We start from the raw sequence: 23,459 nt of genomic DNA on the forward strand, positions 1-23,459 counted from the left end.
TTTAATCGCAAGGAAACAGCGATGCGTATTCAGTATCCCTTCGTCAGTCAGAATCAAGTTAATCAGAGTCAAGTTAGTCGGGGTCAAGCTATCAAGTTAGAAATGACCCCGATTACGGTGTCGAAAGAAGACAGAGCTTTACTTGATAGTGAAGTAGAAAAACAACACAAAAATAGTGTGACTACAACTCAACGCGACGTTGCGATCATAAAAAATGAAGCGCCCGAAATAGGATCAAAGCTTTATTTTTCAGGCTATCAGCCCAAAGTGACGATTGATCTATCAGCCCCTGATAGTGAAAGACAATATCAATACGGCGAGTTAGATAATAAACAAGATATAGACGCGTTTTTAGATCAGCTGGACAGATTAAGTCCAGATCAGCGCGATATCATGAAACAATATAAGCCTTCAAAAACGTTATTATCTATTTTAGAAAAAATGGATGACGAAACTTTCAGTAAATTCACCCAAGTGCTAGATCAATCATTTCCTCCTTTGAGATTGTTCAACAATAAAAAACCCGAGGAGTTGTTTAACGCACTCGAAGGCATGTCGACTGAGATGTTAAAAGATACGGTAGACACGTTTATGGCTTTATCTGCACAGGCGCAAAACAGGACTGCACCTACTTCATTGATCCCCGTTGATGAAGATGGTAGAGAGCCTATTTTACTGCATGTTCCACGGGCTGAAAATGGATTAGATATGCGCTTAACAAAAAGCAATAACAGCAAAGACCTCACCGATACCTATACGGATATTCTGGCGCGTACAACTTTCAGCGAAGATGATTTACTGACTATAAATACTCATTTAAAAGACAGTGACTTTGAAAAAAGTCGCGGTATTGTCGATATGGCAAGCCTGGTTGCACACAACGACAAACGCACCTTTTTTGATATGTTAAGTGAGGCTGATGACACTGGGCCAATCAATATTTTTAGCTATATAGGTCAACAAGTTGATTATGAAGCACATGTTAATTATTACCAAAGCTCAAAAGGGCAATATGTCTCTTTGAATGATGCGATGCCTGACGATGGCCAGCGTAAAAGTTTCCATAAAAAGCTCTTGAATGCTTACGAAGATTATGGACTCAGTTGGATGAATGACATGGTTGAGCAAGTTAATGAAAAACCCGCTCAAATACAATCAGAACTTTGGTCTAAGTTGATGACGGATGTAGCAGAAAAGCCGCATTTATTTAAAAAGTCAGATTCCATTGAACAATGGACTGGCGCAAATATAGCTGATGTTGAACAGCGATTTCATGCGCGGCAAATAGACGATATTCATACCTATTCATATGATCTGGAAGTACCAGTGGTATTAGGGACACTTACATGGGCTGAGCGGTTTGCCGCATAAGTAAGATTCACGGGTTAACAAAAAACAGGCGCGTGATACGAATGTAAAAACACATTAACTAATACAATGTAGTAATGTACTCAAAAGAGACGCTATTTTACACTTTAGTTAACCTCAGGTTTGAATAATGGTTTTGGAATAGAAAATGTTTGAAAACACACTTACGTCCAATCCAATGATGATATTTAGTTCAATATCAAGGCGCTTTTATGCAGTAATAGCGGGCTATTAAAAATGAAAGCAACGCCGAGAGTGAGAAAAATAGCTTTATTGGGCAAATTCGCTTATTCAGAGCTGAGGTTAGTTAATTCAGTTTGGGTGTTTTACTTTTCTTGGTGCTAAGCGCGCAGCACCAATGGCAACGCCAATACCAACGCCAAATGCACACCCAATAGAGATGCTAAATGCCAAAATATCAAAAATAGCACCCGCAATTGCGCCTACCCCGGAGCCGACTCCAGCGCCCAAAGCGATATATAGCCCCAGTTTGTTTTGTACGACTTTATTGTCACTTTTATGCATGATTATTTTTCCTTGTATTGTCTCATTGTATAAAAAACAATGACCTTCAATGAATAAAGTCGTTAGTTACTTTTGCATCAGTAATACATCTATGCAAGATGAATTTCCCATTTTTGTAGCGTATTTTTTCTGAATTGGATTGCCATCAGTAATTCGGCTAATGACGAACTAAACACTGTCACACGAGTTTAGTTTCACCTATCTATTGGGCTTAAAGTATGGCTAAATCGACTCCCTATCACATGCGTGTATAGTTCGGTTGTTTTTAGATCTGAATGGCCTAACAGTTCTTGAACTGTTCTAATATCAGTACCGTGTTGTAAAAGTTCAGTGGCGAAAGAGTGACGAAATGTATGCGCTTTTACATGTTTGGTAATAGGCGTTGCTAACACAGCTTGCCTTAGTTGCTTTCTAAAGGACGTTTCATGAAGGTGGTGTCGACAAATATAGTTGTCATACGGATGAACACAACGTGTAGATGAAGGAAATAGATATTGCCACGCAGTATCTTTTGCTGCATCGCCGTATTTTCGTAATAAAGCAGGCGGTAGTGAAGTTAAGCCATACCCTTCAGATACGTCTTTAGTATGAAGTAGTTTCACCTGCGCTATTTGTTGGGTTATTGCATGGTTCAGCCGCTGTGGCAGCAAAGTATATCGGTCTTTTTTACCTTTTCCTCGAAATATAAAGAGGGAATTGTCATGTAAATTAATGTCTTTTATGCGAAGTTGGAGTGCTTCATTTATTCTTAGCCCACACCCGTAAAGTAGCGAGCCGATTAACCAGTATTTTCCATGCAGCTGTGCAATTACTTGCATGGCTTCTTCATGGGATAACACGCTAGGCATTGACTTCTCTCGTTTAGTAAACGAGTAGCGAAGGTTTTTAATATCTCTTTGAATAATATATCGATACAGAAAAATTATAGCGCATAAGGCTTGATTTTGAGTGGCACCACTGACGAGCCTGTTGACCGCTAAGTGGTTTAGAAAACGCTCAATGTCATGGTTGCTCATATCCTTAGGGTGTTTTTTATCATTAAAAATGATGAACGATTTGATCCAGTATAAGTACACCTTCTCAGTTTTAATACTATAGCGCCTTGTACGCAGTTCGGTTCGAACCGATTCAAGAAAAGGAGATGAAGACATAAGATGCTCTACACCTGTTTTTATATACAGTTATAATTTAATTTCTCAAAATTGCTAACCTCTCTTCTCGTTATGTAAATTAAAAAATGCACGTTTAAATTGACATATAAATTTAATCGACTGAATTATATATAGTTTTTACTTTAGTAAAATTACATAACGACCCAAATGCTTCTCGGATAAGTAAACTCTCGGTTTCATCAGTGGTAGGAGGTGATTGTTGTGTGTTAGAAAAAATGTTAAGTTACTAATATATATTAAATTAATTGGCAGTTCTGATTGTCTCTGCATGAAATAAGGGCAGAGTGTTTATCGGTATTCACGCTAATACACTGTTGAACTAAGCCGCTACGCGGAGATCCTATTCTCAGCATTTGAGCCACACTTTCTCTGAGTTATTTCACAACTTAGAGGTCAAAAATGCATACACTCATTGAACAGGTCAAGGCAGAAATAGCCTATCGAGGTTATTCACAAAGAACAAGTAAAAGCTATTGTGCGCACTTACTTAAACTCAGAAATTACTTTAATAAATCATTGGATTTAATTACAGATGAAGAGTTGAATTCATTCTTTCAAGATCCGGCTATTCGCAGGCTTTCTCGGGCAAGCCAAAAGTTGCAGATAAACAGTATTTGGTTCTTGTTTAAGCACATTTTACATCGGCCATTGAACTTAGATATTACCTTACCAAAAGCGAAGTCTCGTGCACCCATTTATTTATCTCGTAGCGATATACAACGGCTGATAGCAAGCTGCACAGACATGAGATTAAAGACGCTAATTATGGTGTGTTATGGCTGTGGTTTACGTATTGGTGAGCTATTACGCATTAAAGTTAAAGACATAGACGGTCAACGAAAAACCATTTTAATTGAACAGGGTAAAGGAGATAAATCACGTTACGTTGTTGTGTCAGAGAGTGTATTGAAGCAATTACGTTGCTACTGGAAAATGTATCATCCTACAGGTTGGATGTTCTATTCTCGGTGGTTTATGGACAAACCGATGTCGCCATCGAGCTTCAGAAAGTCATTAAAAAAGCAGTCACACAGCATTGGTTTGCAGCAGTGTAACCCGCATGCACTTCGCCATGCTTATGCGACACATCAACTTGAATCAGGCATGCCGCTTCATCAATTGCAACATCAGCTTGGTCACAGTGATATTAAAACGACACAGAGTTACTTGCATTGGTTACCTGAATTAGGCCATGGCGGCATTGATTTACTGGCCGATTGGTCGAAACAATGAGTACGCTACACCTTGCTGATATTTTAAAATTAGGGTTAGATGATTATCGGCAACACCACTCATTGAATTACCAGCAGACACGGGTCTGTCAACACCTTCAATCATGCAGGACAGGCAAGTTAGGGTATCAATCATGGCAATGTGATACGTGTGGCGAGGTAAAGCAGGTCGGGTGCAGTTGCCGAGACCGCCATTGCCCACGCTGTCAAAGTATGGCAACAGCACAGTGGGCGCAAAAACAGCAAGCACGTTTATTGCCTTGTCGTTACTTCCACCTTGTTTTTACACTGCCACATGAGCTGAATATTGTTGCACGCTATGACCCAAACACGCTTTATCAGTGTTTATTTAAAGCAGTATGGGACACCCTAAGTAAATTTGCACAGCGTAAAGGGCATGGGCAGTTAGGGATGACAAGCGTTTTGCATACATGGGGACAAACCTTAAGTCAGCATATTCACCTGCATTGCTTAGTGCCTGCGGGAGGGCTAACGCAAACTCAATGGCATGAAATAGAACAGGGCTACTTATACCCAGTTAAAGCATTATCAACGGTATTTAGAGGGAAAATGCTTGCGGCATTGCATGCGCAAGGTACTTCGCTGACACATATAACGACACCAGCTAAATGGTGTGTGTATAGCAAAGCGTGTTTAACATACAGTGATAAGTTAGTAAGTTATCTAGCACGGTATACCCGAAAGGGCGCGATGTCAGAATCGAGACTGGTGTCGGTGAATAAACAAAGCGTGTGCTTTAAATATCGAGGTTATACAGGTAAACACAGTGAAAAGGTCATGACACTGAATTGTAGAGAGTTCTTACGACGCTATTTACAGCATGTGCTACCAAAAGGGTTTATGCGAATTCGTCACTATGGCTTTTTAGCCAATGCATGTTACAAGCGAAAGTTGGCGTTGATAAAGGCGCAAGGGCCCAGTTTACGTAAAGTGAAGAAGAAAAAGGCGGAAGCTGCGTCACCATCCCCTCATTGGGCTTGTGAAGTATGTAAAATCGGAGTCTTACGATTTAGTGAAATGGTTAATTCAAGTGAAGAGACAATGAAATTAGCACGAACGAGTTAGCAGCAGAGCTTGCTGAATTAAATCAACGCGTTAACCTGCTTAATTGTTCGGGCTAGAAAAGTGCGTGTGTGGTGAAAATATCATTGATAAATCGGAGAAAATTAGCTCTAATGGCAGGATAAAACGTACTGAGTAATGCAGGGATGGCTTAATCATGAAAGACAAGCCGATAAAATAGGCTCGAGACAAGTTACGCCACTAAAAGCAAATTCCCATAGCATAAATAACACCAACTCTGACACACCGAGCAGGTAGCGGCTCAGTCCAACAAGCGATTATGCAGCACAAACAACGTGCTGCATAAATACTAAATAGTTAAGTTTCTCGAGCGTCCCAAATAGCGCTTGAGTTATTCGTTCCATCTTACGGAAAAATAAATGAAAGAAATTATTGATAAATTTACAAAAGCTCAGGATAGCTTAGTTACACAACAGTCTGATTTTTCGTTATCAGCCATAGCTGAGATGGTGAAATTTGAATCGATAGATATATCTCCTCACTATCAAAGACGAGATAGGTGGCCAAGCGAAAAGCAATCTGCATTAATTGAATCATTTTTGTTAAACGTACCTGTTCCACCTGTTTATTTATCTGAGGATGACTATGGAACATATACGGTAATTGATGGAAAGCAAAGAATAACAGCAATATATGATTTTCTATCTGGAAAGCTAAAGTTAAAAGATTTGAAGGAGTTGCCTGAATTAAATGGCTTTGTTTTCGAAGAGTTGCCACCACAGCTAAAACGCGCACTATCAATTAGACCTTTTATTCGAGTGATTACATTGTTAAAGCAATCTAATTCGGAACTAAAATATGAAGTTTTTCTCCGGTTAAATACTGGTGGAGAAAAATTGAAAGCACAAGAGATTAGGAATGTTGCCTACTCAGGGCCTTTAAATGATCTTCTTTTTGAACTGTCTGAGAATAACTTTTTAAAGAGAAAAATGAAAATAACCTCTAAGAAATCTGCATCGTATAGAAATATGGATGACTTAGAAATGGTGCTAAGATTTTTCACTATCCGATCAAGATGGGAAAATTTTGGTAAAAAAATATCCGTAGCTATGGATGACTTTATGGCAGAAAATCGAGACTCCAGTCCTGGTGAACTCCGTGAAGTATTTAACCGTTCCATTATTGGTTGTGAACGTCTTTGGGGGAATCACGCATTCGAAAAACCTCAAAATAGTGGATGGAGAGAGCAATTAATTGCTCCACTTTTCGATGCACAAATGGTAGCGGTGTCACTATTAAATGACGCAAGGCTTGAACTCTTATCAAATCACTCGTCCGAGGTTCTAAGAGCTACTCGTGAATTGTATTCTGAGGATGGCGAATTCTTAAAAGCAGTTTCACAAGCCACAGGGGATTCACTTGCTATAAGAAACAGAATTAGTAAGTTATTGAATATGCTTAATACGTTAGAGGTATAGTATGCCCTCTGCAAAAACGGATTTCATTGAACGCATACGTTGTCTAAATATATCTGTACAATCACAAGCAGTTCAAAATAGACCCCTAAGTGAAAGAGAACATAACTCCATCGCAAGAATGCTACGAAATGGTTTGGCAGTTGTCAGCTTTGCGGCACTGGAAGATTTTATTAAAAAGCGCTCTTCTGAAGCAATGGCTGAAATAAGCCGTTGTTCAATAGCATTTACAGCATTGCCTGAAAAATTACAGAAGGCTGCTACTTACGAAGCGTTAAATGCAATTTCATATCAGTTAAGTTTGTTAGATAAAGAAGACAAGGCTTCTTATGTCCAAACTCAGGCATCAAAAATAGCCTCTACAGCGACTACTCATTATGAGCTTTCTGACCATACTTTTGCGTATTCTCAAGCAAATGTTAATGGTGCAGTCATTGGTGATATATTAAAAAGCTTCAATGTAGAAGACCCTTGGAGACAAATGTCGACAATATCTTCAGGTTTGGGATTGACGGGATTATTATTAGCTGAAGCGTATAGAAATGCTGCAACCAGAAGACACAGAGCCGCTCATGTAGCTTCAGCAGATACCCCTCCCAATGATATTTTGCAGTTCGTTAAAGAAGCATTTGCTATTGCGATTAGTTTTGATGCTCTCTTATCAAAATCCATCCAAAAATTTCGTGAAAATGAAATGGCTCATCTAAACGGAACGATAAAATTAAATGCTTCAGCAATTAACACTCGAGTTCTGAAAAACATAAACAACACATGGAAAGAGTTCTCGAACAACAACACTCGAGCTTATCGGACTTCTAATGACTTACAAACTTTGCAAACAGATTGCAAAAGAAGAGCATCAACGGCAAAACAGCTATATGTAGAGTTCGATGATCAAGGCCTCATAATAGACTGGGAATGTTATTAATAATGAAACTTAACAAGCCAAGTCAGTCGGACTCCTAACATTGTCGCGCTTTTTCTTACCCGCTTCGCGGGCAAAAAGCCCATCAATGTTCCTCACCTCTGCTTGGGGCGTTACATACCAAATGAACTTAGCATCATTAGGCGATGGAGTTTGAATGTCAGATAAAGATACATGGAAGTTAGATAAAGACTCTCCTGTTTTTAATTTTTTCATAGAGTTTGTTGCATATATCATTACTGCAATCGTAGTTCTTGTTGTTGGTTTTATAGCCGCAATCCTATTTAAGGATTTTACGCATTTAGGCCGGGCGGGGGCTGTTGTAACCTTGATAGCGATAGCTATGGCCTATAAAGATTTCTATTTGGATCTCAGGAATATGAGTTTTGAAGAAACGATTAAATTTATAGGCAAGGAGAAACTTTTTGAAATATGGGCATCGGGTTTTGTGCATAAGAAAAAGAATGAGTTGAAGAGTATTAAGCCAGGGTTCAGCGAAAAGGACGCTCTTGATATCCTAGAGAGCCTAAAGAATTACAAGAATGGTGAGTTAGCAGGTCTTGATAAAGAAGGGTTTATTAAGGCTTGGCTCAAAGATATGTTTAATATTTGGTCAAAAAATCTTAGGGGTTTGGAATTTACAATGCTTAAAATTGGCACTGTGTTATGGGCCTTCTCAGATTTAATAAATATCCCACTTGGATGGTAGTATGTAACAAACAAAAGCAGCGGATAAATCGCTGTTTTGGGCGTTACCGAGCGTCTGCTTCCAAAAAGTCAGGAGTATTGCATTTTTTAGTAGCCGAACGGCGGTTGTTGGCACAAAACTGTCCTTCGTCTCTAACACGTTTATGTCCAAAAACGAGTTTGCTGTCCGTCTCTTCGCGCTCATAGCAGCCAGTAAGGTATTTTAGATAAAGCAGGATGAGTCGATGTTAGGCGTTAGGAGTAATGTAGTGATACACCCGTTTTAATTCTTCACTCAGGCTCTGAATGTGTAATTTACATGTGGCTTTATCCTGCTCCTGTGAAGAGTCTTCAAGGGTTTGTAAATGATGAGCGCAAATTTCGGCGCCGACGGCTTTGGCCGAGGTTTTTAAAAAATGTGCTTCTTCTTTTATTTTTGCCAGTTGCTCGGTACGATAAAATGTGGCGATATGTTGTAAGCTTTGTTTTGCTTGTAATAAAAATTGTTGTTGAAAGCGAATGATTTCATTGCGGTCATTGCCAATAAGGTCCATCATCACTTGTTGATTTATGGTTTGTAACTCACCTACTTCACGCTCCTTCATACCACCTCCCAATCACATTTTTAAATTTGTCTAAGGTAATCGGTTTACTAATAAAGTCAGACATGCCTTTAGATAAACAATAGTCCCTGTCACCCTTCATGGCAGCACCCGTCACCGCTATTATCGGAATATGTGGTTTATCTAAATTATTCTCTATTTCACGGATCTGCCGCGTCATTTCATAGCCATCCATTTCAGGCATATGGCAGTCAGTTAAAATTAATGTGTACGCTTTATTCTGCCATTGCTTTAACCCTAGAAGCCCATTCTCAGCAATATCACATTGATAGCCAAGCTGGTTGAGCTGCTTTGTCATAAGGTTTTGGTTAAAGGGATTGTCTTCGACAAGTAAAATAGTCGGGTTACCCTGCTTGTTTGCGTTAGTTGCGTTAGTTGCGGCATAAAGCAATGAGTTATCACAGACTTGAGTAAGCTGATTGTCAATATCTGTACTTTGATTATGTAATTGTGGTTCGCACACAAGATTCAGGTCAAAATCCGTTGCGCTGAGACTTGGCGTTGAGTCATTGTGAGTACGTACTAATCGGCGCAAAAGCTTTTGTATCGAAAACAGTGTTTGTGTACTCAAAAACCCAGTAGGTGTGTCTTTAATTAATTGTTTAAGCTGTGTTATGTCACCTTTTTCCACAAGGACGACCGCATTGTGGTCAATCGTTTTTAACATATTGTATTGTAACGAGGACTGCATGTTATCGACAGCGAGTATATAAGTGCTGAGCTTATCTAATTGGGGTAAGGCCCCCCAATCAAGTATATGAATTTCATTACAAAACATCTCAACTATTTTGATAAGTTGCTGTATATTTTGAGCTGTTGAATTTGAGCAAATGAGGGTGATAACCGAAAAAAGGGTATCTACTTTACGAGGCTCGAATTGCCAAGTCGGTATGCGTACTGTAAATGTGCTACCTATATTCAATTCGCTGTGTAAATTTAACTGACCGCCCATCAAATCAATCAATCTGCCACATATTGCAAGCCCTAACCCTGTGCCCCCAAAGCGACGAGTGGTGGTTTTGTCTCCTTGTGTAAACGGGGAAAATAATTTTTTTTGCGTGTTTTTATCAATACCAATGCCATTGTCTTTCACTGAGATAACAAGCGTATGGATGATTTCATTTTCAGGCTCCCAGCTTACAGAAATATCAACGGTACCCGCGTGTGTTTTGTCGTTACCGCTAAATTTGATGGCATTACTAATTAGGTTAAACAGTATTTGTCTGATCCTATTGTCGTCGTTGTGTATGGTTAAAGGAAGGGTGCTTGATTCATATACGGACAAGTTAACCCCTTTACTGTGAGCTATGGGGCCAAATACAACCAAAATATTATAAAGTAGCTCTGAAAAGTCGAAACTAATACAATCAAGCTCTAGCTTACCGGCTTCTATTTTCGTAATGTCTAAAATATCGTTGAGTATTGCAACCAGATTATTGGCTGAAATTGATGCGGTATCCAATAACTCTTGTTCTTCAAAACTATTTTGCTGGAGAGTAAGCAAGTCAAGTGCCCCAATGATGACATTCATTGGTGTACGTAGCTCGTGGCTCATCATTGAAAGGAAATCCGACTTAGACTTGTTTGCTGTTTCAGCATGTTCAAGTGCTTTATTTAATTCAGTGGTTCTATCTCGAACTTTTTCCTCCAGATTTAGATTTATTTCTTGTAGCTGTGCTTTGGTTTTATAGGCGGCGGTTTGATCTATTACAACTCCATCCATACGGATGCTCTCTCGTTGATCATTTTTACTTACCAGCCCTTTCACTAACACATGAATGACATTGTTAGATGGTTGGATATATCGGCATTCTTGCTCAAATTCATTCCCGGTATCTAGTGCGTGTCTGAAGGCTTTAAATACATTCGAGGTGTCTTGTGGGTGAATGTTCTTCAACCAGCTTGTTATTTTGCTATCTTCAGTAAGGTCCATTTGAAAAATCGCATTGGCCTGTTTATCCCACACCCATTCCCAATGCCCATTGCGTTTTACGCTGCTCCAATTACCGATTTTACCCGCTTCTAAAGCAATGCGGCGATTTTCATTGGCCTCAGACAATGCTTTTGTCATTTGTTTTTCTTGGCTGCACTCCTGTAACGTACCATACCAGTATTTTTTATAATTATTGGGCTGGTTTGCAAGGAGTTGATACCAATGTAGGTGGCCATGTATGGTCATTCTGAATTCAAGACTTAAGGGTACATTTGCGATGGAATTAGTGAAAAATGACTTTAAGGTAAGTTGATCTTCTGGGTGGATCAAAGAAACAAATCGATCCCAAGATAAGCCTTGCGCGGGCGATTTTTTAATAAGCTGATAAAAACTGTCTGAGAAATAAACATTGTTGAGTGAGTTATCAACTCGCCAAATCCCTATTTTGGCACAGGAAATTGCGGTATCAAGAATATAACTTGAGTTAGGTGTTAACGGTGTAATGGCATAGGTTTGATTACAAGTGATGAGTATGTCGTAATGATTGGGTTTTGTTTTATAGCAGTGTAATGTATAAGGAAATCTATTTTTAAAATACGCAGTAATACTCTTTGACTCATTCATTTTAATGCACTGATAAGAAACGTGCTGTGTGAATGCAAAGAGTGATGCTAAAGGTTTTCTAAGGAGTTCATCTATTGTGACGTTGAGTAGCTCACACGCGGGATTGTTCGCAGCGCAAACTTCTCCATTTTCAGTGACCTCTAAAAGAGGTAGCGCATCCAGTAATGAACTCATCTGTCTATCCTTGCTATTAGCTGGCTAAGGCCCGCTTTGCTTTTTCGACGGTTTTTAATATTGAGTGCTTAGTAGATGGCTTTGCAATATATGCTGTTAATCCAAGTGTTGCCCACTTTCGAATTAACTCTTTGTTTTTATTACTTGTAAGCGCAACAATTGGTAAATTTTTACAGTGGTTAATATTACGAATGTTTCTGGTAGTATTATATCCATCAAGCTCTGGCATAAATAAATCCATGAAGATCATGTCGTATTTTTGTTTTTTGAGCTTTTTAATTGCCACTAAGCCACTTGATACCGCTTCTACATTATGTCCTTCGTCAATTAGGATTTTACTGATCATTTCACGATAAATTTCATTGTCTTCAACGACCATGATTTTGATATTACGATTGGTCAGTGCAATTACTTTGTCGGAAGGGTCTTCAGCTGCATATTCAGTTGCTGAGCGGGTGGTTTCAGGCAACGATTTTTCAATTAATAATGCTGACAACTCAGCCAAAGTGATTTGCTTGTTTTTTAAGTTGTTAGTAAGTTCTTCGATGCTCATAGCGAGTTTTTTTTCGAGCTGGTCTAGCAACGGATCAATATGTTGTGCCCTGAGTTCTTTCATTAATGCCGTTTGGATATCATTAACCCCCTTGGCTTGTTCTAAATTTTTTCGTGCGTTTGTTAAAGTTTGCTGAGCGTCAACATGATAAACAGCTGCATCATCAATCAGCTGTTTGAGACTTTCATCAATTTTACCAAAGTGCTCTTCTCGTATGTGTGTGGTGTCGTGTGCATTTTTACAGCGTAATAACGCATTATGTAATATCATGCGCAATCGATAGTTTTCATACATAGGTTTATAAACGAAATAGTCGCTGAAGACGTGCTTCATACAGCAGCGAAATCCAACGCCTGATTCCTTGTTTTCACACAGCAATATATTTTCATGGGGGTAATCAAGAAAACCAAGTTGTGCTAACTGCCGGTACAGTTCAATACTTGCACTGACAGAAGGCATCGCGATAATGATGACAAGGGGGGCCGACTCAAGTAACACTTCTTTTATGTCATGCATTTTTGTGAGTACGCGAAAAGCACTGACTTGCGAACTAATGATATCACTGACCCCACTGAGTTCTTCAACTTTGTTGCACAATAATACGACTTTAGGGTGGCGTTCGATATGTTCAATTTCTTTTCGAGCCATGGCTACGTCCATTCATGAATTTTTCATTACTAACATGGGTTATCTATATCTAAGTCGCATTAACATACGATAGGAGTAAGACATTATTACTACATCCTTTTTTACTATAGTAAGGTTATTCAGCAACGCAACCCGCATTAAAAAGTAATTATTTTAGTTAGAATTGGGTACAAATATATGGCTGTATTTATATATCCGCGGCTTTACATGGAAATAGAAATGGGTAAATAGTGAGGTTTTTAATGCGTCATAAGTAAATTCAGGCTACAATTGCGACTGTATATCATTACCCTTGCGGTAGCATTTCATCAGTTTAAGGTTTCCAACTTCTTCAATGACGGACATAACAACACATCGTGCTTCTCGAGCTCGATTATTAATTGCTTTGGCAATTACTTGCACATTTATGGTTATTCAATTAATCGGTGCCTATTTCTCGAATTCACTTGCTGTTGCAGCCGATGCAGGTCACTTATTTGTTCATAACAGTAGCTTATTCATTGCTTTAATCGCTTCTACATTGGCTATTCATTTGGCCAAAACATTCAATGATGGGTATAAAAAAACCGAATATGTAGGGGGGCTAATTAATGGCTCTCTTTATTTAGTCATTTCATTGGTTATTTTGTTTGAGGGCTCAGAGCGATTTTTAGAGCACAGCCAAGGGCATGATTTTGAAGTGAATACTTATTTGATGTCAGTGGTGTCTGCGATTGGGTTTTTATTTCATGGTGCATCAGCCTGGGTGTTATACAAAGGTAGAAAAGACAGCATTAATGTATATGCCGTTTTTTTACATTCATTTTTTGATCTTCTGTCAACGATATCAACGTTTGCAGCAGGTATTTTGATCTATGTGACTGGCTATGAGGTGATTGACATTATTTCTAGTATGTTGATCTCTATGTTTGTTTTGTTTACTGGTGTGAAAGTCATTCGTAGTTGTGTTATTGGGTTGTTTTTTACGTCAGTGAAATTACCAAAAATTCAGCAAATTGAAAGTGAAATTCTACGAACAGAGCATGTTGAAAGTGTTCACAATATCGCTATCAGTGAGCTAGATGGTAAGTTGGCTGTTGGTGCGCATATTGTTTTAAAACATCATTGTACAATAGATAATCATGACGAGTCATGTCGATCTCAAGTTGAGTTACTTTTGCAAAAAACGTTTGGTGTTTCTAGCTGCGTTTTGCAAATAGAAAGTCATGATTGTCCTGAACATTAAATGTACGCTAATAAAATTGCGTAGTTACAGTATATAACTTGGCAAAATGGTGTTTTTCTTTTACCTTTAAGAGACTTAAGCTAAGAGACATGCCATTGCTCGCATTGAATAACAAATACAAGCCGATTATACTCACGCTAGTTCTGGCGACTATTGGCGGGTTTGTCAATCTATTACCCATTTGGTTTTTAGATAGTTCAGAGTTCTTGTTTGGCCAACTATTTGTATTAAGTTGTTTGGTTTTATTTGGTTGGCAATATGCCGTACTCGCCATTGCTATTACCGGTAGCTTTATTTTTTATAGATGGGGGCATAGCTGGCCCTCCGTGGTATTTTTATTAGAAATACTCTGGCTACAGTTATTTTGTGTACGTCCGAAAAAACCATTTTTTACTCGAGGATTGAGTTTTTGGTTTGTGATCGGCCTGCCATTGTTATTTATTTTTGGCTTTTATGTATTACAACTTCCTTTATTAGTGATATTCACTGCGTTAGCAAAGTATTTTATTAACGCGACACTGTACCTTGCCGTCATCGATTTACTGAGCTTTTTTCTTATAAGAGCGTTATGGCGTGCCCAACCTCTCTATTCAATACTCAATTACACGATCAGTTTGTTAGTTGTGTTGGTGGTTTTGATCACATCAATTGTTTTAACCAATAATCATTACAGTAGAATAGAGTTTGAGGTGCAAGCCCAGCTTGGTGAAGCGTCTGAAACAATCAATAAGCAAGTTGAAGACTATTTACAAAGTTATACCAGAGCAATTTCAATGACGGCTCGAGGAATTGCACACGGTATTGACAAAGATTTTGCATTGGAGCGTTTAATATCGATGCACTCAGGGCTTCGCACAGCCATTGTTTCAGATGAAAAAGCATTTGTATCACATTATTATCCCGCGGCATTAAAAGAAAGTTTAGTTGGTGATATACCCTCAATTGCTGACCGAGATTATTTTATACAAGCCCCATTTCATCCTGACGGCTACATTTCTTATATTTTCCGTGGCCGTGGCTTTGGTGATGACCCCATCGTAGCAATTTCAGCACCAATTTTTGAGGGGGAAGAGTTTAAAGGGGTTGTGGAAGGCTCATTGATTTTTGAATCGCTTGAACAGTTTATTCCCAAACTGCTGTCTCAAAAAGGGGAGTTAATTGTACTTGATGGCCGTCACCAAGTGGTATATAGCTCTTTGAAAAGTGATTTCAATACGTTAGATTTGGTGCCAAAAGATGTGTTTAATGGCTGGTTATCAAAAGACCAGCAATTGTTTACAACCAAACATGGGCAGGTATTTTATCGTCAGGCATTTAAATCGAAAGTCTTAAGCTGGACTGTAGTCACAATGCTTGAGCGCAAGCACGTTAATTTGGCAGCAGCAGCAGCGTGGGGACAATCTCTGTTGTTAGCTGTTTTTATTATTGTTTTGAGCAGTGTTTTTGTGAGTCAATTAACCCGAATGCTGGTTAAACCGATTGCAGCACTCAGTGATGACATTCATAAGTTTGAACCAGATAAGCTAATAGAGGACTCTTCTCAGTCAGATACCAGTTGTTTGGAGGTGATTGCATTACAACAACAATTTAATCAACTTGCTTTTAAACTCACGATGAACTTTTCTAAGTTGCAAATGGCCAGTGGAGAAAATGAGGCACTTAACAAGAGGTTAACTGATTTTAATTCAAAGCTTGAGCAACAAGTTGATGAAAAAACGCAAGAACTTATTGCTGCTGTTGCGGCGGCAAATAATGCCAGCAAAGCAAAGAGTCAATTTTTGGCTAATATGAGTCATGAAATTCGAACGCCTCTCAACGGTATTATAGGTTTAACCGGCTTATTAAAGGAGCAATTGGAAGAGGATGAAGAATCCGCACATCAACTAGAAATTATTCAAACATCAGCGCGTAATTTATTACTGATCCTAAATGATATTTTGGATTATTCGAAAATTGAAGCCGGTGCATTATCTTTGGATTTGCATGCAACAGATCCATTTCGTATGTTTGATAGCTTAGCTGCTGTTTTTAGGCAAACAGGATTAAAGTCAGGCGTGACATTTGAGTATTCAATAGATGCAAAATTGCCGGAATATATCCTTATTGATTCGTTACGAGCGACGCAAGTGATTAATAATTTACTGAGTAATGCGGGGAAATTTACGGAGCAGGGGAGTGTCACGTTAAAGGTTGAGTTTATCGAAGATCATATCGAAGTTTGTGTGAGTGACACGGGGATTGGCATTTCAGATGCTCAACAAGAAATTTTATTTCAAGAGTTTACGCAAGCAGATGTGTCTACAACGAGAAAGTATGGGGGGACTGGATTGGGTTTAACCATAACAAAGCGTTTAGTAGAAGCAATGGCCGGATCATTATCATTAGAAAGTAAGGTTGGGAAGGGCAGTCGATTTAAAGTTAGATTACCAGCAACAGCAACAAACTCAGATATAGCAACTCATGCATTTAAAAAAATACCTGATCTTGCTGGGGTTGAAGTACTATTAGTGGAAGATAACATGGTCAATCAAATTGTTGCATCGAAAATTTTAAGTAAAACAAATTGCACTTTACATAAGGCCGTTGATGGTATTGAAGCGTTAAAACACCTTGAGAACCATGCCACAGCTTTAGTATTGATGGATTGCCAAATGCCCAATATGGATGGCTTCGATTGCACACATCATATTAAGCATGCGCCTGACAAGTATGGCACGCCGTATATTATTGCCATTACTGCAAATGCATATAATGAAGATAGATTGAAATGCTTACAATATGGAATGGACGACTTCGTCGCCAAGCCAATCGACGAAGAGTTACTGTTTAAAGCCATTGCGCATTGGTATAGGGTGTAATTAAGCTTAATAATTCGGATTTTACGGCTATTTGCGGTAATTAAAAAGCGGCTAGTTTCTCAATGAGCAGAGGAACTTATGTTACCCGGCCTTATGATAATAGCAATAATTCTCATTTTTTATCTATATCGAGTTGATAACTATTTTTGTTTAGATTAAACTTAGCAGCAGTTAATGTTATTGAGATTGGTTTTCATTCATGTATATCTGCATATGCCATGGCGTCACAGACAAGAAAATAGTTCAAACCATCGAAAATGGTGCGACTAGCATGCGTGAATTAAGCAAAGAATTGGGTGTGGGTACACAATGTGGTAAGTGTACAAACTGCACTAAAAAGATACTTAATGAGAAACTAATAGATATTGTTGATATAACCGACAAGGTCGCATAGAACACGATCAACATTCTCATCGATTAAAAAAGGGCTTAGAAGCCCTTTTTTAATGGGTATATGACTTTCACATTAGAGTTGAGACTGTAAATAATTCTCTATCCCTGTCACCTTAATTAAGTGTTGTTGAGTTTCAAGCCAGTCAATTTGTTCTTCTTGTTCGTTCATTATTTTATCTAGCGCATCACGAGATATGTAATCTTGGTGTTGTTCTGCGAGCGCAATCGCATGCTTTAAGTCAATGATCGATAGTTGCTCAAATGCCATGTTGGCCGCTATCATTTCTTCACTATTCTCACCAATTTTTAGCCGACCTAAATCTTGCAGATTTGGTAATCCCTCTAAGAATAGTATTCGTTCAATTATTCTGTCTGCGTTTTTCATTTTTTGAATGGATGTTTTGTAGTCTGCTTTATCTAGTTGCATAAAACCAAAATCTTTAAACATACGCGCATGCAAAAAATACTGATTAATGCCAACAAGTTCATTTGCGAGCACCTTATTTAAAGCAATAATAACGTCTTTATTTCCTTTCATGATAGTGCCTTACCCAATTTGAGATTGAATGTAATTTTGCGAACCAATTTTTTCCATTAAACCAAGTTGCTGTTCAAGCCAATACACATGATCTTCTTCCGTATCGAATAATAGTTTCGATAATACTTCTCGAGATTGATAATCTTGTTCTTGCTCGCAAATTGCAATTGCATTTTTAACACTGGAGACGACTTCAAGCTCAAGTGTTAAATCGTTTTGCATCATTGATTTTACGTCGTGACCAATCAGTAAATCACGACGATTAGTCATATTAGGTACGCCTTCGAGGAATAGTATACGCTTAATAAGCCAATCAGCGTGGGTTGTTTCCTCTTCCATTTCATGATTAAGGCGTTCATATAGTTTGCTCAGGCCCCAATCATCATACATACGTGAATGGATAAAGTACTGATCAATTGCCGCTAACTCGTTTGCCAGAAGTGCATTAAATGCATCAATGACTTTTTGCTTACCTTGCATACTATTCACCTTCATAAATTTAATTGTCGCCAGTTTATCCCAAAACACTGCCCTGTCAATAAAAATGCTTATAAATCATGTGCTTGCAATTGGTTTTGATTCGTATTACAGTTTGTTTTTAAACAATTAGAATAGAATTATTTGCATTAAGCTCCTGTCGTTTGTTGTTCAAGTCACCTGCATATGGAGCGCTTGTGCTTAAGCCTGTGCTTTTTTCTTGAGTTAGGGGGCGTAGTTGGGTATGGTACTGCTCAACATCCTCGCTTTTTGGTTTCTATGTATAAATCATTTATTTTAGTCTTGTTGTTACTATGCCAGCCTTTGCTGGATAGTTTTGATGTAGCTAAAAACAATGATGCTTTTCATTTGACAACACACCTGCTTGATGCGACTCAAATTTTAGAAGCGCACTGTCAGGCTTCCGATGATCATGAACGCCATAAAATACAACATGACAATTTAAGTGCACAATTATCAGAAGCCGCAAATGATGCCCATTGTCATGTGTGCCATTTGAGCCATGATTTATGGATGGGGGTTTTAACAAATAACATCGGTTATAAGTCTGTACATCATCATCATACACAACATGTGTTTATAAATGCCCAATACAAAGTCCCGCTTCGACCTCCTCTAGCTTAGTAATTAAATCAATCTGTTCCTTTTTTAATTACTGAGAATCAAAATATGAAAAAAATTAATTTTATAGACATTAAGTCTATGGGTTTGAATGTGCGTATATGTGCATTGGCACTGATGTTTACTTTGCCAGTTAAGGCGAGTGAAAACGATCATGATCACGTAGACAATAGCGGTATTGAATTAACGACGCGTCAACAAGCCAATAGTGGGATCGAAGTGAGTACAGTGGAGCTCAGTTACAACAAAGTTGTTGCTGTAGCGCCTGCTGAGGTGATTAATAATGATTTCGCAACTGAACTTGTGAGCATTGCAGTGCCTTCACAGGTTAAAAAACGCTATGTGAGCTTGGGTGAAAAAGTCAAAAGTCAGCAAAAATTAGCCACTTTATATAGCTATGAGGTCGCAAAAGCACAGATCCGCTACCGATTGGCAGAAGATGAGTGGCAGCGAGTAACGAAACTCAAAGGTGAGGCTGTGAGTGAAAAGGCATACTTGCTAGGGAAAGCTGAGCGAGAGGCCGCCGCAAGTCAGCTAAGAGATTATGGTTTTAATGAATCAGATATTATTAACACTCAAAAAAAACACGCCAAGCAACTGGGGCTTTACACTATTTATGCACAACTTGAAGGCACCATACTACAAGAGCAATTAACCCTAGGGCGCCGCTTTTCTGGTGGAGAAGTTATTGCGAAAATAAGTAATGAAGCGCAAGTCTGGGTTCAAGCGAGGTTACCGCAAGATCAAGATTTGGAAATATACCTTAATTCTAAAATTAGTATATTACATGCCGGCCAACGATTTATGGCTCGTTTGCTTCAGGCCGGACATAGTATAGACCCAAAAACTAGAACAGCCCTTATTCGCGTTGTTGTAGACAACCCTAACCACATGCTTCACGCAGGTATGTTTGTAAAAACGGAGTTTGTGACAGCTGGAACTGAACCTCAATTATTAATTTCTAGGGGGGCTCTGAGTCAAAGTGCTGATGGTGATTGGCAAGTTTTTATTGAATCAGAACCAGGACATTATGTCGTCAAAGAAATAAAAATAACGAAAGATTATGGTGAGCAAGTCGAAGTAACAGGCTTGATGGTGGGTGAGCAGTTGGTGACTGGAGGTGTATTTTTCTTAAATGCACAAGCGGCGAAATCTAACTTTGATGTTCACAGCCATTAGGAGAGGGCAATGCTTAATCGATTAGTGTCAGTTGTTATTGAACAACGTGTATTAGTGATCGGTGTGTTTATCACCGTTTTAGTACTTAGTGTATTTCAAGCAAATAAATTAAATCTTGATGCCTTTCCTGATGTGACTAATGTACAAGTAGCCGTTAATACGCAAGCACCAGGCCTTGGTGCTGAAGAAGTCGAGAAATTAATAACGTATCCCATCGAAGCGGTGATGTACGCGCTTCCTGATGTTGAGCAAGTTCGTTCGATTTCAAAAACAGGCTTAAGCGGGGTTACCGTTGTTTTCAAAGAAGGGGTTGATATTTATTTTGCTCGGCAACTTGTATTTGAACGATTACAAGAAGCCAAAAACTTAATTCCAGATGGCATAGGCACACCTCAAATGGGTCCTAATACATCTGGGTTAGGGCAAATATTTCAGTATGTTTTGAAAACATCACCGGATTCAGATATTGATTTAATGACCCTGCGCAGCTTGAATGACTGGTTAGTGAAACGGTTGTTGATGCCTATCGATGGCGTGACAGATGTGTTGTCATTTGGTGGGCAGGTCAAGCAGTATCAAGTACACGTATCAGGAGATAAACTGTTGTCTTATGGGCTTTCTTTACAGCAACTGATGACCGCTTTATCGGATAATAACCAAAATGCTGGCGGTTGGTACCTCCCAAAAGGGGCTGAGCAGGTTACGATAAGAGGGAGTGGGTGGTTTGATAGTGACACACAAGGGCTTGAACAAATTGCGGAAGTACCCGTTAAAGTCGTTGATGGTACTGTGGTTAAAATATCTGATGTCGGGACGGTAAAGCTTGGCGCGGAAATTCGCCAAGGTGCTGTTTCCATGTCATCAAAGAATAGAGATGGGTCAATTGAGCGCCATGGGGAAGTGATCAGCGGTATTGTTTTAAAACGGATAGGCGCCAATACATCAGAAACAATCAATAGTGTCAACGACCTGATCCCGAAAATAAACCAAGCCCTTCCAGCTGGTGTAACACTGATACCGGTATATAACCAAGCAGAATTGGTGAATGCAGCAGTATCAACCATAACACAAGCATTAATAAGTGCTTTTGTAATGATAGTGATTGTACTTTTCCTATTTATGCTCGACGTGACGGTCACTTTTTTAGTGTTATTGGCGATCCCTATTTCAATTGCAGTTGCTTTGATGTTGTTAAGTCTGTTTGGTATATCAGCCAATTTAATGTCATTGGGCGGGCTAGCGGTTGCAATTGGTATGTTAGTTGATGGGTCTGTGGTTATGGTTGAACGTTTGTTTCATCAAGCGCAATTAGGCAAAGTCGGGTTTATTGAAAATTTAAAAGCAGGTGCGCAACAAGTTACGAAACCTATTTTACTGGCAACGAGTATTATTATTGTGGTGTTTCTGCCGTTGTTTAGTTTTGAGGGAGTAGAAGCAAAACTATTTGAGCCCATGGCCATGAGTATTATATTTGCGTTGATTTCAGCTTTGTTCGTTGCGTTATTATTATTGCCAGCATTGTCTTCATTTTTATTGAGGAACAAAGAGAAGCCCCGTAAAAACCATCTGTTATTGAAGTTGGCAAACATTTACCAGTCTAGTTTAATATGGGCGTTTAATCATGTAGGCGTAATGTGCGTACTTGTGGCGATAGCATCAGGTGCGGCATTGTATTCGTTTAAGCAATTAGGCAGTGAGTTTATTCCTACCTTGGAAGAGGGAACATTAAACTTGCGGGTAACGCTTGCGCCATCGGCTAGTCTTGAAACGTCTTTAGAATTAGCCCCAAAGATTGAGCAACAGTTATTAACGTTTCCAGAAATAACTTATGCACTTAGTCGAGTAGGGAGGCCTGAATTGGGGGGGGATCCTGAGCCAGTAAATAATATTGAAATATATATCGGCCTGAAACCAACATCACAGCGACAGGGCGGACGAACTCGCGTTGAACTTGAGAAAGCCATTTCAAAGAACTTAGCTCAGTTTCCAGGCGTTTTGTTTACATTTTCACAACCAATAGCGACAAGGGTTGATGAGCTCTTATCTGGCGTTAAGGCTCAGTTGTCAATCAAATTAAGTGGCCCTGAATTGACTGTATTAACGGAGCAAGCTGAAGTAATTTCACAAGCAATAGCAGCAGTAGAAGGCACGGTGGATGTGGCGGCAGAACAGCTAGGAGGTGAGCTGCAATTAATGATAACGCCAAATCGTACGGCATTGTCGCGTTATGGTATGTCAGTAAAAGACGTCATGTCAGTGGTATCACAAGGGATCGGAGGCGCCCGAGCAGGTCAGGTAATTGTTGCCAACGAGCGTTATGACATTCAAGTACGTTTAAACGCGAATGAACGTAATAGCCTTACGGCGATCAGAAACATTCCTGTGTTATCTGAGACCGGTGCGTGGCTTACGTTATCACAAGTGGCCAATATTGGATATCAACAAGGTCCCGCTCAAATTCGAAGGGATGACGTGCAAAGGCGTATTGTTATTCAAGCGAATGTGTCAGGTCGAGACATGGGGGGGGTGGTCAGTGATATTCAAAGAAAATTGAATGAGGTGCCTTTACCTTCGGGGTATAGTTTGAAGATTGGCGGGCAATTTGAAAGTCAGCAGCGTGCTAATTTACGTTTGTTGTTTGTGATCCCCATGGCACTAGTTGGCGTTATGGTGTTGTTATATTTAGCTTTTAATTCAATTAAGCAAACGTTGATTGTAACTTGTGCAATTCCCTTATCTCTTATTGGTGGCGTGATTGCATTGTATAGTTCGGGGCTCTATTTATCGGTGGCCAGTGCTGTTGGGTTTATTACATTGTTTGGTGTTGCTGTATTGAATGGGGTCGTTTTGGTCGATAGCATTAATCAACAGCGGCATACTCATAGTTTGCAATCTGCGGTGCTGATAGGGGCTCAGTCTAGGCTAACCCCTGTTTTGATGACTGCGATTACCTCTGTATTAGGGTTGTTACCGATGCTGTTGGTTTCAACCACTGGCGCTGAAATACAAAAGCCTTTAGCGACGGTCATCATTGGAGGGATTTTTTCGGCCACTATACTGACATTATACATTTTGCCCACATTGTACTTTAGATCTTATAAGTAACCGTTTTGCGCACAATGAATCTTTATTGTGCGCAGTAACACTAATGACAATATAAATAA

At 39.2% G+C, this 23,459-nt stretch carries 19 protein-coding genes; 12 read left to right on the top strand and 7 right to left on the bottom strand.

What is annotated here, in order from left to right:
• Positions 1–21 precede the first annotated feature (21 nt).
• Complete coding sequence (locus tag J8L98_RS00190) at positions 22–1,371, top strand: hypothetical protein (protein WP_210994750.1); 1,350 nt, start codon at positions 22–24, stop codon at positions 1,369–1,371.
• 309 nt (positions 1,372–1,680) lie between these two features.
• On the opposite strand, the gene J8L98_RS00195 is transcribed toward J8L98_RS00190, so the two are convergent.
• On the bottom strand, positions 1,681–1,893 hold the full coding sequence (locus tag J8L98_RS00195; protein WP_210994751.1) for a hypothetical protein: 213 nt from the start codon (positions 1,891–1,893) through the stop codon (positions 1,681–1,683).
• A gap of 194 nt (positions 1,894–2,087) precedes the next feature.
• Positions 2,088–3,044, bottom strand: coding sequence for an integron integrase (locus J8L98_RS00200; RefSeq protein ID WP_210994752.1), 957 nt, complete (start codon positions 3,042–3,044; stop codon positions 2,088–2,090).
• 420 nt (positions 3,045–3,464) lie between these two features.
• Between J8L98_RS00200 and J8L98_RS00205 the strand changes: the two genes are divergently transcribed.
• From J8L98_RS00205 to J8L98_RS00225, 5 genes are all read left to right on the top strand, one after another.
• Complete coding sequence (locus J8L98_RS00205; RefSeq protein ID WP_210994753.1) at positions 3,465–4,298, top strand: tyrosine-type recombinase/integrase; 834 nt, start codon at positions 3,465–3,467, stop codon at positions 4,296–4,298.
• A complete protein-coding gene (locus J8L98_RS00210) occupies positions 4,295–5,383 on the top strand; it encodes an IS91 family transposase (protein ID WP_210994754.1) in 1,089 nt (362 codons plus the stop codon). Before J8L98_RS00205 ends, J8L98_RS00210 begins: the two co-directional genes overlap by 4 nt.
• 377 nt (positions 5,384–5,760) lie before the next feature.
• Complete coding sequence (locus J8L98_RS00215; RefSeq protein ID WP_210994755.1) at positions 5,761–6,819, top strand: DUF262 domain-containing protein; 1,059 nt, start codon at positions 5,761–5,763, stop codon at positions 6,817–6,819.
• Position 6,820: 1 nt separating this feature from the next.
• Complete coding sequence (locus tag J8L98_RS00220; RefSeq protein WP_210994756.1) at positions 6,821–7,744, top strand: HEPN domain-containing protein; 924 nt, start codon at positions 6,821–6,823, stop codon at positions 7,742–7,744.
• Between the two features lie 154 nt (positions 7,745–7,898).
• Positions 7,899–8,450 carry a hypothetical protein gene (locus J8L98_RS00225; protein ID WP_210994757.1) on the top strand — a complete coding sequence of 184 codons (552 nt, stop codon included), beginning with the start codon at positions 7,899–7,901 and terminating at the stop codon, positions 8,448–8,450.
• A 226-nt stretch (positions 8,451–8,676) separates the two neighbouring features.
• Here J8L98_RS00225 and J8L98_RS00230 read toward each other — a convergent pair whose 3' ends face one another.
• From J8L98_RS00230 to J8L98_RS00240, 3 genes are read right to left on the bottom strand one after another with little or no spacing between them, the layout of a single operon-like run.
• The gene (locus J8L98_RS00230; RefSeq protein ID WP_210994758.1) at positions 8,677–9,033 is read right to left on the bottom strand and encodes an Hpt domain-containing protein; all 357 of its coding nucleotides are present in this window, start codon (positions 9,031–9,033) and stop codon (positions 8,677–8,679) included.
• Positions 9,020–11,782 (bottom strand): PAS domain-containing hybrid sensor histidine kinase/response regulator, encoded by a 2,763-nt coding sequence (locus J8L98_RS00235; protein ID WP_210994759.1) that lies wholly within the window; start codon positions 11,780–11,782, stop codon positions 9,020–9,022. Before J8L98_RS00235 ends, J8L98_RS00230 begins: the two co-directional genes overlap by 14 nt.
• 16 nt (positions 11,783–11,798) lie before the next feature.
• Positions 11,799–12,983, bottom strand: coding sequence for a response regulator (locus tag J8L98_RS00240; RefSeq protein ID WP_192510015.1), 1,185 nt, complete (start codon positions 12,981–12,983; stop codon positions 11,799–11,801).
• Between the two features lie 334 nt (positions 12,984–13,317).
• Between J8L98_RS00240 and J8L98_RS00245 the strand changes: the two genes are divergently transcribed.
• From J8L98_RS00245 to J8L98_RS00255, 3 genes are all read left to right on the top strand, one after another.
• Positions 13,318–14,208, top strand: a complete 891-nt coding sequence (locus J8L98_RS00245; protein ID WP_210994760.1) for a cation diffusion facilitator family transporter — start codon at positions 13,318–13,320, stop codon at positions 14,206–14,208.
• Between the two features lie 89 nt (positions 14,209–14,297).
• Positions 14,298–17,066, top strand: coding sequence for an ATP-binding protein (locus tag J8L98_RS00250; protein ID WP_210994761.1), 2,769 nt, complete (start codon positions 14,298–14,300; stop codon positions 17,064–17,066).
• Positions 17,067–17,265: 199 nt separating this feature from the next.
• Positions 17,266–17,460 carry a bacterioferritin-associated ferredoxin gene (locus J8L98_RS00255; RefSeq protein WP_210994762.1) on the top strand — a complete coding sequence of 65 codons (195 nt, stop codon included), beginning with the start codon at positions 17,266–17,268 and terminating at the stop codon, positions 17,458–17,460.
• Positions 17,461–17,532: 72 nt separating this feature from the next.
• Here J8L98_RS00255 and bfr (J8L98_RS00260) read toward each other — a convergent pair whose 3' ends face one another.
• Together bfr (J8L98_RS00260) and bfr (J8L98_RS00265) are read right to left on the bottom strand one after the other, a co-directional pair.
• Entirely contained in the window at positions 17,533–17,997 is a 465-nt protein-coding gene (gene bfr / locus J8L98_RS00260; RefSeq protein ID WP_210994763.1) for a bacterioferritin, read from the bottom strand.
• A 9-nt stretch (positions 17,998–18,006) separates the two neighbouring features.
• Positions 18,007–18,477 carry a bacterioferritin gene (bfr, locus tag J8L98_RS00265; protein ID WP_210994764.1) on the bottom strand — a complete coding sequence of 157 codons (471 nt, stop codon included), beginning with the start codon at positions 18,475–18,477 and terminating at the stop codon, positions 18,007–18,009.
• A gap of 276 nt (positions 18,478–18,753) precedes the next feature.
• On the opposite strand from bfr (J8L98_RS00265), the gene J8L98_RS00270 reads away from it, so the two are divergent.
• From J8L98_RS00270 to J8L98_RS00280, 3 genes are read left to right on the top strand one after another with little or no spacing between them, the layout of a single operon-like run.
• Positions 18,754–19,119 carry a hypothetical protein gene (locus J8L98_RS00270; protein WP_210994765.1) on the top strand — a complete coding sequence of 122 codons (366 nt, stop codon included), beginning with the start codon at positions 18,754–18,756 and terminating at the stop codon, positions 19,117–19,119.
• 45 nt (positions 19,120–19,164) lie between these two features.
• Positions 19,165–20,295 (top strand): efflux RND transporter periplasmic adaptor subunit, encoded by a 1,131-nt coding sequence (locus J8L98_RS00275; protein ID WP_210994766.1) that lies wholly within the window; start codon positions 19,165–19,167, stop codon positions 20,293–20,295.
• A 9-nt stretch (positions 20,296–20,304) separates the two neighbouring features.
• The gene (locus tag J8L98_RS00280; protein ID WP_210994767.1) at positions 20,305–23,400 is read left to right on the top strand and encodes a CusA/CzcA family heavy metal efflux RND transporter; all 3,096 of its coding nucleotides are present in this window, start codon (positions 20,305–20,307) and stop codon (positions 23,398–23,400) included.
• Positions 23,401–23,459 lie beyond the last annotated feature (59 nt).

Origin of the sequence: Pseudoalteromonas sp. MMG013 (assembly GCF_018100885.1) — a bacterium.
Lineage (GTDB): Bacteria > Pseudomonadota > Gammaproteobacteria > Enterobacterales > Alteromonadaceae > Pseudoalteromonas > Pseudoalteromonas aurantia.